The sequence below is a fragment of the Rhodoferax saidenbachensis genome (assembly GCF_031457975.1).
Lineage (GTDB): Bacteria > Pseudomonadota > Gammaproteobacteria > Burkholderiales > Burkholderiaceae_C > Allorhodoferax > Allorhodoferax saidenbachensis_A.
The window spans coordinates 222,886-234,793 of record NZ_JAVDXO010000001.1; the positions used below are offsets into that span (position 1 = coordinate 222,886).

The 11,908-nt window shown below is 58.8% G+C and carries 9 protein-coding genes and 4 tRNA genes; 10 read left to right on the plus strand and 3 right to left on the minus strand.

Going from position 1 to position 11,908, the window contains the following annotated elements; translation table 11 throughout:
* The first annotated feature begins 3 nt into the window (after nt 1-3).
* From tig to J2X15_RS01140, 10 genes are all read left to right on the plus strand, one after another.
* The gene (gene tig, locus J2X15_RS01095) at nt 4-1,314 is read left to right on the plus strand and encodes a trigger factor (RefSeq protein WP_310338593.1); all 1,311 of its coding nucleotides are present in this window, start codon (nt 4-6) and stop codon (nt 1,312-1,314) included.
* Nucleotides 1,315-1,451: 137 nt separating this feature from the next.
* Complete coding sequence (gene clpP, locus J2X15_RS01100) at nt 1,452-2,081, plus strand: ATP-dependent Clp endopeptidase proteolytic subunit ClpP (protein WP_310338596.1); 630 nt, start codon at nt 1,452-1,454, stop codon at nt 2,079-2,081.
* Nucleotides 2,082-2,182: 101 nt separating this feature from the next.
* Entirely contained in the window at nt 2,183-3,448 is a 1,266-nt protein-coding gene (gene clpX, locus J2X15_RS01105; RefSeq protein ID WP_310338598.1) for an ATP-dependent Clp protease ATP-binding subunit ClpX, read from the plus strand.
* Between the two features lie 143 nt (nt 3,449-3,591).
* Nucleotides 3,592-6,033 (plus strand): endopeptidase La, encoded by a 2,442-nt coding sequence (lon, locus tag J2X15_RS01110; protein ID WP_310338601.1) that lies wholly within the window; start codon nt 3,592-3,594, stop codon nt 6,031-6,033.
* 68 nt (nt 6,034-6,101) lie between these two features.
* A tRNA-Gly gene (locus J2X15_RS01115) sits at nt 6,102-6,177 on the plus strand.
* A 43-nt stretch (nt 6,178-6,220) separates the two neighbouring features.
* Nucleotides 6,221-6,296: transfer RNA gene (locus J2X15_RS01120), tRNA-Gly, on the plus strand.
* A 44-nt stretch (nt 6,297-6,340) separates the two neighbouring features.
* Nucleotides 6,341-6,414: transfer RNA gene (locus J2X15_RS01125), tRNA-Cys, on the plus strand.
* A 71-nt stretch (nt 6,415-6,485) separates the two neighbouring features.
* Nucleotides 6,486-6,578: transfer RNA gene (locus J2X15_RS01130), tRNA-Leu, on the plus strand.
* 14 nt (nt 6,579-6,592) lie between these two features.
* A complete protein-coding gene (locus tag J2X15_RS01135) occupies nt 6,593-7,222 on the plus strand; it encodes a DUF6806 family protein (RefSeq protein ID WP_310338603.1) in 630 nt (209 codons plus the stop codon).
* 107 nt (nt 7,223-7,329) lie between these two features.
* Nucleotides 7,330-8,568, plus strand: a complete 1,239-nt coding sequence (locus J2X15_RS01140) for a cyclic di-GMP phosphodiesterase (protein WP_310338607.1) — start codon at nt 7,330-7,332, stop codon at nt 8,566-8,568.
* Between the two features lie 113 nt (nt 8,569-8,681).
* On the opposite strand, the gene J2X15_RS01145 is transcribed toward J2X15_RS01140, so the two are convergent.
* Genes J2X15_RS01145 through J2X15_RS01155 form a run of 3 tightly spaced genes read right to left on the minus strand, consistent with a single transcriptional unit; the run spans nt 8,682 to nt 11,844 of the window.
* Complete coding sequence (locus J2X15_RS01145; protein ID WP_310338609.1) at nt 8,682-9,956, minus strand: acyl-CoA dehydrogenase family protein; 1,275 nt, start codon at nt 9,954-9,956, stop codon at nt 8,682-8,684.
* A 51-nt stretch (nt 9,957-10,007) separates the two neighbouring features.
* Nucleotides 10,008-11,093: a phosphotransferase family protein gene (locus J2X15_RS01150; RefSeq protein WP_310338611.1), complete on the minus strand. Its 1,086-nt coding sequence runs from the start codon at nt 11,091-11,093 to the stop codon at nt 10,008-10,010.
* A gap of 31 nt (nt 11,094-11,124) precedes the next feature.
* Entirely contained in the window at nt 11,125-11,844 is a 720-nt protein-coding gene (locus J2X15_RS01155) for a Crp/Fnr family transcriptional regulator (protein ID WP_310338614.1), read from the minus strand.
* Nucleotides 11,845-11,908 lie beyond the last annotated feature (64 nt).

Here is an 11,908-nt window from a genome sequence, read left to right on the forward strand (position 1 = left end):
GCCATGGCCGTTACTGTAGAAACTCTGGAAAAGCTGGAGCGCAAGATCACATTGACCCTGCCCGTGGGCGTGATCCAGACTGAAGTGGACAGCCGTCTGCGCAAGCTGGCCCGCACGGTGAAGATGGACGGCTTCCGTCCCGGCAAGGTGCCCATGAACGTGGTGACACAGCGCTACGGTTACTCCGTGCACTACGAAGTGATGAACGACAAGGTGGGCGAGGCTTTCGCTACCGCTGCCAACGAAGCCAAGCTGCGCGTGGCCGGCCAACCCAAGATCACCGAGAGCGAAGTCGCTCCCGAAGGCCAAATGGCGTTTGACGCCATCTTCGAAGTGTTCCCAGAAGTGAAGATCGCCGATCTGGCTACGGCCGAAATCGAAAAGCTGGCAGCCGATGTGACCGACGAAGCCATCGACAAAACCATCGAAATCCTGCGCAAGCAGCGCCGCACCTTCGCCCAGCGTGCCCAAGGCACCGCTGCGCAAGACACCGATCGCGTGACCGTGGACTTCGAAGGCAAGATCGACGGTGAAGTGTTCTCCGGCGGCAAAGCTGACGACTTCCAGTTCATCCTGGGCGATGGCCAAATGCTGAAGGAATTCGAAGACGCGACCCGCGGCATGAAGACGGGCGAAAGCAAGACTTTCCCCCTGGCATTCCCCGCTGACTACCACGGCAAAGACGTGGCTGGCAAAACTGCCGACTTCATGGTCACCCTGAAGAAGCTCGAAGCCGCCAACCTACCGGCTGTGGACGCCGAACTGGCCAAGTCCCTGGGCATCGCCGAAGGCACCGTGGAAGCCCTGCGCGCCGACATCCGCAAGAATCTGGAACGTGAAGTCAAGCACCGCCTGCTGGCCCGCAACAAGCAGGCCGCCATGGACGCTTTGGTCGCCAAAGCCGAGTTGGACCTGCCCAAGTCCAGCGTGCAAGCTGAGCTGGACCGCATGATCGAAAACGCCCGTGCCGACCTGAAGCAGCGCGGTATCAAGGACGCGGACAAGGCGCCGATTCCTGACGACATCTTCCGTCCCCAAGCCGAGCGCCGCGTGCGCCTGGGCCTGGTGGTGGCTGAGCTGGTGCGTGCCAATGACTTGGCTGCCAAGCCCGAACAGATCAAGGCCCACATCGACGAGCTGGCTGCCAGCTACGAAAAGCCCGCTGACGTGGTGCGCTGGTACTTCGGCGACAACCGCCGCATGGCCGAAGTGGAAGCCATCGTGATCGAAAACAATGTGACTGAATTCGTGTTGGCCAAAGCCAAGGTGTCTGACAAATCCATCTCGTTCGACGAGCTGATGGGCCAGAACTAAGCACCTGTGCGCCCAGCGTGCCCTGCACGCTGGTACAGAAATGGGGCTTGCGCGGGACTTGCAGTCCAGCGGTCAAGCCCCATTTGCATGGAGACACCGGTTTTTCGGTACAGTTACCACTTCAATTTGGAGAGCTTATGAACGTGAAATATGGAATGTCCGGCGCAATGGAAACCCAGGCTCTGGGCATGGTTCCTATGGTCATCGAGCAGTCGGGCCGCGGTGAGCGCTCCTACGATATTTATTCGCGCCTGCTCAAAGAGCGCGTGATCTTCCTGGTCGGTCCGGTCAACGACCAGACGGCCAACCTGGTGGTGGCGCAACTGTTGTTCCTGGAGAGCGAGAACCCCGACAAGGATGTTTCGTTCTACATCAACTCTCCTGGCGGTTCGGTCAGCGCTGGCATGGCGATTTACGACACCATGAACTTCATCAAGCCCGACGTGTCCACGCTGTGCACCGGCATGGCCGCCAGCATGGGGGCATTCCTGCTGGCTGCAGGTGCCAAGGGCAAGCGTTTCTCGCTGCCCAACTCCAAGGTCATGATTCACCAGCCACTGGGCGGTACGCAAGGCCAGGCCACAGAAATCGAGATCCACGCGCGCGAGATCCTGAAGACCCGCGAGCAGCTCAACAAGATTCTGGCGGAGCGCACCGGACAGCCGCTGGAGAAGATCGAGCGCGACACCGAGCGTGACTATTACCTGTCTGCCGACGAAGCCAAAGAGTACGGCTTGGTGGACCAGGTGATTGCCAAGCGCCCCTGAACGGAGCCGCGCAAGCGTTCCCCGACGGTGTCTTTCTGATGGAAAGGCACCGTTTTTATTTGGTTATCATTGGTTAACTTAGCGGAAAAGGCAGACTTCACATGGCCGAGAAAAAAGGCTCAACCAGCGAAAAAACCTTGTATTGCTCTTTCTGTGGCAAGAGCCAACACGAGGTGAAGAAGCTGATCGCTGGCCCGTCGGTGTTCGTGTGCGACGAGTGCATCGAACTCTGCAACGAAATCATTCGCGACGAGTTGCCTGCGACGACCGAGAACAAGGACGGCCGCGGCGACCTGCCCACGCCCTCCGATATCAAGGCCAACCTGGACAACTATGTCATCGGGCAAGAGCCTGCCAAGCGCACGCTGGCGGTGGCGGTGTACAACCACTACAAGCGCCTCAAGCACAAGGAAAAAGCCAAGAAGGACGACGTGGAGCTGGCCAAGAGCAATATCTTGCTGATTGGCCCCACCGGTTCCGGCAAGACCCTGCTGGCCCAAACGCTCGCCCGCATGCTGGATGTGCCGTTTGTGATGGCCGATGCCACCACATTGACCGAAGCCGGCTATGTGGGTGAGGACGTGGAAAACATCGTTCTGAAGCTGCTGCAAAGCTGCAATTACGATGTGGACCGCGCTCAGCGCGGCATCGTCTATATCGATGAAATCGACAAAATTTCCCGCAAATCCGACAACCCCTCCATCACGCGTGACGTGTCGGGTGAGGGCGTGCAGCAGGCCCTGCTGAAGCTGATTGAAGGCACCATGGCCAGCGTTCCTCCGCAAGGCGGACGCAAGCACCCCAACCAGGACTTTGTGCAGATCGACACCACGAACATTTTGTTCATCTGTGGTGGCGCTTTCTCGGGTCTGGAAAAGGTCATCGAGAACCGCACAGAATCGTCCGGCATAGGCTTTGGCGCCGCGGTCAAGAGTAAGCAACAGCGCGCGCTGACTGAGGTGTTCAAGGAAGTGGAGCCTGAGGATCTGATCAAGTTTGGTCTGATTCCTGAGCTCGTAGGCCGCATGCCCGTGGTGGCGACCCTGGCCGAGCTGACGGAAGACGCCTTGGTGCAAATCCTGACCGAGCCCAAGAATGCGTTGGTCAAGCAGTACGCCAAGTTGCTGGCTATGGAAGGTGCAGAGCTGGAAATTCGTCCGGCCGCCCTGAAAGCCATTGCCAAGCGTGCCCTGATTCGCAAGACCGGTGCCCGTGGTTTGCGCTCCATTCTGGAGCAGTCTTTGATCGACACCATGTACGAGTTGCCCAATGCGGTCAACGTCGAGAAGGTGGTGGTCGATGAGTCCACCATCGAAGAAAACAAGCCTCCCTTGCTGGTTTACCGCGAATCAGCCAAGAAGGCGTGATTGCTACCTGCCCAATGACCAGATTTGCATGGTTTTTGGGCAGGTTCACCGGAACTACTGTCCCAATCTGCTGCTGATAATGGCAGTGAGCTTGAAATTCAGGCATCCCGGTCCATATTCAACAGGTAACAAAAAGGTTCCCCATGTCTGGCCACACACCGCTGCCTGCTACCCCCCTTGATTTGCCACTGTTGCCATTGCGCGATGTGGTTGTTTTTCCCCACATGGTGATTCCACTGTTCGTGGGGCGTCCCAAGAGCATCAAGGCCCTCGAAGCCGCCATGGAGGCCGAGCGCCGCATCATGCTCGTGGCCCAGAAGGCCGCCGCCAAAGACGACCCTGTGGTCTCGGACATGTTTGATGTGGGCTGCGTGTCCACCATCCTGCAAATGCTCAAGCTGCCCGATGGCACCGTGAAGGTGCTGGTGGAAGGCCACCAGCGCGCGCGCGTCAATGAAATCGTGGAAGGCGAGCAGCATTTCACGGCCAATGTGACACCCATCGAAATTCCCGATGACACCAGTGACAAGGCCCGCAAGGTTGCCAGCGAAGTGGAAGCCCTGCGCCGCGCGGTCATGCAGCAGTTTGACCAGTACGTCAAACTGAACAAGAAGATTCCTCCTGAAATCCTGACCTCGATTTCCAGCATTGACGATGCTGGCCGCTTGGCCGACACCATCGCGGCCCACCTGCCATTGAAGCTGGACAGCAAGCAGGCCGTGCTGAGCCTGCCTGAAGTCAAAGACCGTCTGGAAAACCTGTTCGAGCAGATCGAACGTGAAGTCGACATCCTGAATGTAGACAAGAAGATCCGTGGTCGCGTGAAGCGCCAGATGGAGAAGAATCAGCGCGACTTCTACCTGAACGAGCAGGTCAAGGCCATCCAGAAAGAACTGGGCGAAGGCGAAGACGGTGCCGATATTGAAGAGATCGAGAAGAAGATCAAGGCCGCCAAGATGCCCAAGGAGGCCTTAAAGAAGGCCGAGGCGGAACTCAAGAAGCTCAAGCTCATGTCGCCCATGTCGGCCGAAGCCACAGTGGTGCGCAACTACATCGAAGTCCTCACAGGTTTGCCTTGGACCGCCAAGACCAAGATCAAGCACAACCTGGTGAATGCCGAAAACGTGCTGAACGAAGACCACTATGGCTTGGACAAGGTTAAGGACCGCATCCTGGAATATCTTGCAGTGCAACAGCGCGTGGACAAGGTGAAGGCGCCCATCCTGTGCCTGGTGGGCCCCCCTGGTGTGGGTAAGACCTCGCTGGGTCAGTCCATCGCCAAAGCCACGGGCCGCAAGTACGTGCGCATGGCCTTGGGTGGCATGCGGGACGAGGCCGAGATTCGCGGCCACCGCCGTACCTACATTGGTGCGATGCCGGGCAAGGTACTGCAAAGCCTGTCCAAGGTCGGCACGCGCAACCCGTTGTTCCTGCTGGATGAAATCGACAAGCTCGGCACGGACTTCCGTGGCGACCCCAGCAGCGCGCTGTTGGAGGTGCTGGACCCTGAGCAAAACCACAAGTTTGGTGACCACTATGTGGAAGTGGACTATGACTTGAGCGACGTGATGTTCGTTGCAACCAGCAATTCGATGAACATTCCACCGGCCCTGCTGGACCGCATGGAGGTGATTCGCCTGTCGGGTTACACCGAAGACGAAAAGACCAACATCGCCATCACCTACCTGCTGCCCAAGCAGATGAAGAACAATGGCGTGAAGGCCACGGAGTTGTCCATCTCTGAAGGCGCAGTGCGCGACATCGTGCGCTACTACACGCGGGAAGCTGGCGTGCGTTCGCTGGAACGCGAGCTGTCCAAGATTTGCCGCAAGGTGGTCAAGGGTCTGCTGCTGAAGAAGATGGAAGGCCAGGTGCAAGTCACCGTGGACAACCTGAACGACTTCTTGGGCGTGCGCAAGTACACCTATGGCCGTGCAGAAGAGCAAAACCAGGTCGGCCAAGTGGTTGGTTTGGCGTGGACCGAGGTGGGCGGTGATTTGCTGACCATCGAAGCAGCGCTGACCCCTGGCAAAGGCATCATCACCCGCACTGGTTCGCTGGGCGATGTGATGAAAGAGTCTGTGGAAGCCGCGCGCACGGTGGTGCGCAGCCGCTCGCGTCGGCTGGGTATCAAGGACGAGGTGTTTGAGAAGAAAGACATCCACATCCACGTGCCTGATGGCGCAACGCCCAAAGATGGTCCGAGTGCAGGTGCGGCTATGGCCACTGCCTTTGTGTCAGCACTCACAGGCATTCCTGTACGTGGTGACGTGGCCATGACCGGTGAAATTACCCTGCGTGGCGAGATCACCGAGATCGGTGGGCTCAAGGAGAAACTGTTGGCGGCGCTGCGTGGCGGTATCAAAACGGTGTTGATTCCCGAACAAAATGCCAAGGACCTGCAGGACATTCCCGAGAACGTGAAGAACGGCCTCGAGATCGTGCCTGTGCGTTGGATCGACCAGGTGCTGGAGTTGGCGTTGGAGAGCCATCCCATTCCGCTGACGGATGAAGAGGCGCTGCCTGCGACCGCCGTGGCGGCCATTGCGCCTGCCGTGCAATTGGATGATTCGGTCAAACACTAAGTGCTGACACTTTTTGAGTTTGAGTGGACTTGGACTCAAAAAGTAGGCTATAATTTGAGGCTTGAAACGCGGGAATAGCTCAGTTGGTAGAGCGATACCTTGCCAAGGTATAGGTCGAGAGTTCGAACCTCTTTTCCCGCTCCAATTTCGTACTGGAGCCTCGGTTTCAGTGCAGCGTTAGTTTCATGCGGGAATAGCTCAGTTGGTAGAGCGATACCTTGCCAAGGTATAGGTCGAGAGTTCGAACCTCTTTTCCCGCTCCAATTCAAAAAATGGAAGTCTTGACTTCCATTTTTTTATTCAAAGTGGCGCGGTAGCAAAGCGGTTATGCCCCGGATTGCAAATCCGGTTAGTCCGGTTCGACTCCGGACCGCGCCTCCAGATTTATCTGGCTTAAAACGCCTCGTCGACTTCGGTTGACGGGGCCTTTTTGTTTGACAATAGGCGCACGTGCCCGAGTGGTGAAATAGGTAGACACATCGGATTTAAAATCCGCCGCTTCGTGAATAACGGGCGTACCGGTTCGATTCCGGTCTCGGGCACCAATCAATCTACTCCTATGCCAAACTACAACGCCCCCTTCGAAATTCACGTGCACGGCCAAGTGCCGCTGCGAGATGATGTGACATTTTTGAATCTGCAGGACGCGTTGAAGCCCTTGTGGAAATATGCGGGTGCCAAGTCCTTGGCCGATGGCGCCAAGAGCAGCTACGAAGACGAACCCGGTATCCAGCTCGACGCGCACGACCACGTGCTGCAGATGTGCTGGACCGTGGCGGGTGACGAAGACTTCCGCCAGACGCTGGACGAGGTTTGCATGAACCTCAACGAACTGGCCAGTGCGGGTGCGTCGATAGAGATCACTTTCTACGACACCGAGTTTGATGAGGAAGAAGGCCCCACCGGCTCGCAGTCCCGTGATGACTTTGTCGTGCTGTTTGTGGGGCCCAATCCTGCGGCCATCATGCAGGTGCAACGCGACTTGCTGGTGCAGGATGTCGTCAACATGATGGAGCGCCATTTCGACGGTGCGGAGTTGGGCGGTGTGGTGGCTGAAGTGGACAAGCTGTTCGCCCAGCGTTTCGACGATCTGGTGAACTCGCTGGAAATTGGCAAACCCCCACGCGGCTCCGGCGGCGGTTTGGGTGGTGGCCACGGTGGTGGCCGGAAACCGCGGCATCTGCACTAGAGGGCAAACCATGCTGTGCTCGAGCGCATAGGGCCTCTATACTGGTTCCAGCGCAACGAAGCGCCTGAATGACGCCCTCACGATCGTTGGTGAATCCGCGGACCTCCATGCTTAAAAAAATTGGCGTAGAACAGCTCACCGTTGGCATGCACCTCAAGGAGTTCTGTGGCTCCTGGATGGAGCACCCCTTCTGGCGTACCGGCTTCGTGATCACCGATCCGAAAGACATCAAGACCATTCTGGCCAGCAGCATCAAGGAAATCTGGATTGACAGCAGCAGGGGCCTGGATGTTCCGGCTGGGCAATCTGCGATGACCGAATCCGAATCGGAAGAGCAAGTGGAGGCCGAGCTGCGCCAAGCGGTGTCATCCCAGCGCGAGGTTGCGCCTGTCTCGGTGGATGTCGAGATTCAGCGGGCAGCAAAAATCTGCCACCAATCCAAACAAGCAGTGATTTCCATGTTTCAGGAGGCCCGGATGGGCAGGACCGTGGACGCCGGTGGCGCTATGCAGATGGTGGAGGAGATTACCGATTCGGTGACCCGCAACCCCGGCGCCCTGATTAGCCTGGCCCGACTCAAGACCGCGGACGATTACACCTACATGCACTCGGTGGCGGTGTGCGCCATGATGGTGGCACTGGCCAAGCAACTGGGCTTGGACGAAGCGCAAACCCGTTCTGCAGGCCTGGCAGGCCTGATGCATGACTTGGGCAAGGCGACCATGCCCATGGATGTACTCAATAAGCCAGGCAAACTGACCGATGCCGAGTTTTCCATCATCAAGACCCACCCCGAAGAGGGCTACCGTCTGCTGCTGGGTGGTAAGGATGTGGACCCCATGGTGCTGGAGGTGTGCTTGCACCACCACGAAAAAAACGATGGTTCCGGCTACCCCAATGGGCTGAAAGGTGACGAGATCAGCCTGTTCGCCAAGATGGGGGCAGTGTGTGATGTGTACGACGCCATCACCTCGAACCGACCCTACAAGACGGGCTGGGACCCGGCAGAGTCACTGCGCAAAATGGCGGAGTGGTCCAATGGGCATTTCGATGGCAAGGTGTTTCAGGCCTTTGTGAAGAGCCTGGGTATTTATCCCATCGGCTCGCTGGTGCAGCTGAGCTCGGGGCGCTTGGGTGTGGTGGTGGAGCAGACCACCAAGTCGCTCACCACGCCGTGCGTGAAGGTGTTCTTCTCCACCAAGTCGAACATGCGCATCGTGCCGGAGGTAGTCGATCTGTCCCGCCCCGGTGGCACCGAAAAAATTGCCAGCCGCGAAGACCCGGCCAAGTGGCGGTTTGCAGATTTGAACGAGCTGTGGTCTGGTTTGCCGCAGGCGCCCTGGTAGCCCTGCAGCCTGCGCTTTTAGGCGAAATAGGCCTCTAGCCCCTGTAGATATTGCGCGAGTAGCTATCAAAAAAAGAGCAAGTGTTTTTGGCACTTGCTCTTTTTTGCTTTTTTTTAGCAGCCCCGGGTGATGGGCATCTCTACGGGCTTGGGGTTCAGGGCGTATTTGCCGAGTTCCAGTTTGGCAATAGCATTGCGGTGCACTTCGTCCGGGCCGTCGGCAAAGCGCAGCGTGCGGGCCTGGGTGTAGCTGTAGGCCAGCGGGAAGTCGTCGGACATGCCGCCGCCGCCGTGCACCTGCATGGCCCAGTCGATGACCTGGCAGGCCATGCTGGGGGCCACGACCTTGATCATGGCAATTTCATTTTTGGCGAACTTGTTGCCAGCCATGTCCATCATCCAGGCGGCTTTGAGGGTGAGCAGGCGCGCCATGTCGATCTTGCAGCGGGCTTCGGCAATGCGCTCTTGCGTCACGGTTTGCGCTGCAATCGGTTTGCCAAACGCCACACGGCTAGAAGCGCGCTTGCACATCAGCTCGAGCGCACGCTCGGCCAGACCGATCAGACGCATGCAGTGGTGAATACGGCCAGGGCCGAGGCGGCCTTGGGCAATCTCGAAGCCGCGGCCTTCACCGAGCAGGATGTTGTCGACGGGGACGCGCACGTTCTCGAACCGCATTTCCATGTGGCCGTGTGGTGCGTCGTCGTAGCCAAACACCGTGAGCGGGCGCACCACGGTAATGCCCTTCGCGTCAGCGGGTACCAGCACCATGCTTTGCTGCGAATGGCGGGGCGCCTCAGGATCGGTCTTGCCCATGGTGATGTAGACCGAGCAGCGGGGGTCGCCAGCGCCGGAGATCCACCACTTACTGCCATTGATCACGTACTCGTCGCCCTGGCGTTCGATGCGGGTCTCGATGTTGGTCGCGTCGCTGGAGGCCACATCGGGTTCGGTCATCGCGAAAGCCGAGCGGATCTTGCCTTCGAGCAGCGGCTTGAGCCAGCGTGCCTTGTTCTCGGCCGAGCCGTAGCGGGCGATGGTTTCCATGTTGCCGGTGTCGGGCGCCGAGCAGTTGAACACTTCGCTGGACCACATCACGCGGCCCATGATTTCGGCCAGCGGCGCGTATTCCTGGTTCGTCAAACCGGCGCCGTGGTAGCCCGAAGCTTCTGCGCTGTCCACGGGCAAAAACAAATTCCATAGACCCGCGGCTTGGGCCTTGGGCTTAAGGTTCTCAATGGTCTGCAGCGGGGTCCAGCGCTTGCCGGCGGCCGTGTTGGCGGTGATCTCTTCGTGGTACGCCGCCTCATTGGGGTAGATGTGCTCGGCCATGAACTTGAGCAGACGGGCTTGCAAGTCTTTGGTCTTGGGGGAGTAGTCAAAATCCATGGGGTCTCCGGTGGGGATTGCGGGCAGTAGCGTGTTGGGGGCGTAAATGGATCAAGCCTGGCGGGCAAACTTCCAGGCCATCTGGGCCAAGGGGCGTGCACCAGCGGCCGAGCTGACGGCCTGGGCGCTGGACGCGGTACCGGTTTCCACGCGCTTGGCGATGCCTTGCAAGATGGCCGCGATGCGGAACATGTTGTAGGCCATGTAGAAGTTCCAGTCCGTCTTGAGCTGCGCGGGTTCGGCCAGGCCGGTGCGGTCGCAGTACATGCGGATGTAGTCGTCCTCAAAGGGAATGCCCAATGCCGCAAAGTCCAGACCGCCAATGCCACGGAAGGCGCCCGGTGGAATGTGCCAGGCCATGCAGTGGTAGCTGAAGTCGGCCAGCGGGTGGCCCAGCGTGGAGAGTTCCCAGTCCAACACCGCGCGCACCTTGGCCTCGCTGCTGTCAAACATCAGGTTGTCCAGCCGGTAATCGCCATGCACGATACTGACCATGCTGTCGTCGCGCGCCATGGTGGGGATGTTCTTGGGTAGCCATTCCATCAGGTGGTCCATCTCGGGGATGGGTTGGGTGATGGAGGCGACGTACTGTTTGCTCCAGCGTCCAATTTGCCGCTCGAAGTAGTTGCCAGGCTTGCCGTAGCCAGCCAAGCCGCGTTCGGAAAACTTCACGGTGTGCAGGGCCGAGATTACGCGGTTCATCTCGTTGTAAATGGCACCGCGCTCCTGCTGGTTCATGCCCGGCAGCGACTGGTCCCACAGCACACGGCCTTGCATGAATTCCATGACGTAGAAGGCGCGGCCGATGATGGATTCGTCTTCACACAGGCAGTGCATCTGCGGCACCGGCACACCAGTGCCGTGCAGCCCCTGCATGACTGCAAACTCGCGTTCCACCGCATGGGCCGATGGCAGCAGCTTGGCCACAGGGCCCGGCTTGGCGCGCATCACATAGCTCTTGCCTGGTGTATTGAGTTTGTAGGTGGGGTTGGACTGCCCACCCTTGAACATCTCCACTGCTAGCGGGCCGGCATAGCCGGGCAGGTGGCTTTGCAGCCAGGCGTCCAGCGCGGCCAGGTCAAACGCGTGTTGGTCCGAGACGGAACGGGTGCCTACAAAGTGGTCAAAGTCGCTCATGCAGTGATGGGAGATGGAAGGCCAAAAAGAATCAGACGTCGGCGTCAATGATGTGCATCAGCGCCGCGCGGTCGCGTATCACCAAGCCACCCGGCTCGATGCGAATCACCTCCTCGCGCTCCATGGCTTTGAGTTCCTGATTCACACGCTGACGTGACGCGCCCAGCAGCTGTGCCAGTTCTTCCTGCGCCAACTGCAGGCCAATGCGCACCTCGCTGCCATCGCTGAGCGAGGGCACGCCGTAACTGCGCACCAGATGCAACAGTTGCTTGGCCAGCCGCGCACGCAAGGGCAGGGTGTTGAGGTCTTCCACCAAGCCGTAGAGCTGGCGAATGCGCCGCGCATGCAGGCGCAGCATGGCTTCGTACAGCTCTACATGGTTGGCCAGAATTTTTCGGAAATCCGCCTTGGCTACGCAGAGGATGGTGGTGTCCCCGTGTGCATAGGCATCGTGGGTGCGACGGTCCCCGTCGAAAATCGCTACGTCGCCAAACCAGATGCCCGGTTCCACATAGGTCAGCGTGATCTGCTTGCCCGAGATGGAGGTGGAGCTCACCCGCACCGCGCCGCGGGCGCAGGCAATCCACTCCTCGGGCGGTTCGCCGCGCGCTGCAATCAGCTCGCCGTCTTTGTAACGTTTGACGTAGGCGCATCGAAGAATGTCGTGTTTGAGGGAAGGTGAGAGGGATGAAAACCAGCGTCCTGCGTTGATCGCAGTGCGTTCATCAATGGTAAGAATGGGTTCGTCCATGGCCTGTCTTTTGTGTGACTTGCTGAAGGGAAATAGCGCTCACATTGTCACCCCCGGGACCGCG

Bases quoted from the DNA above. Each gene is read 5' to 3' on its own strand.
- clpX (WP_310338598.1), top strand. From the start codon at position 2,183: ATGGCCGAGAAAAAAGGCTCAACCAGCGAAAAAACCTTGTATTGCTCT.
- J2X15_RS01145 (WP_310338609.1), bottom strand. From the start codon at position 9,956: ATGGATTTTGACTACTCCCCCAAGACCAAAGACTTGCAAGCCCGTCTG.
- J2X15_RS01140 (WP_310338607.1), top strand. From the start codon at position 7,330: ATGCTTAAAAAAATTGGCGTAGAACAGCTCACCGTTGGCATGCACCTC.
- clpP (WP_310338596.1), top strand. From the start codon at position 1,452: ATGAACGTGAAATATGGAATGTCCGGCGCAATGGAAACCCAGGCTCTG.
- tig (WP_310338593.1), top strand. From the start codon at position 4: ATGGCCGTTACTGTAGAAACTCTGGAAAAGCTGGAGCGCAAGATCACA.
- J2X15_RS01150 (WP_310338611.1), bottom strand. From the start codon at position 11,093: ATGAGCGACTTTGACCACTTTGTAGGCACCCGTTCCGTCTCGGACCAA.
- lon (WP_310338601.1), top strand. From the start codon at position 3,592: ATGTCTGGCCACACACCGCTGCCTGCTACCCCCCTTGATTTGCCACTG.
- J2X15_RS01135 (WP_310338603.1), top strand. From the start codon at position 6,593: ATGCCAAACTACAACGCCCCCTTCGAAATTCACGTGCACGGCCAAGTG.
- J2X15_RS01155 (WP_310338614.1), bottom strand. From the start codon at position 11,844: ATGGACGAACCCATTCTTACCATTGATGAACGCACTGCGATCAACGCA.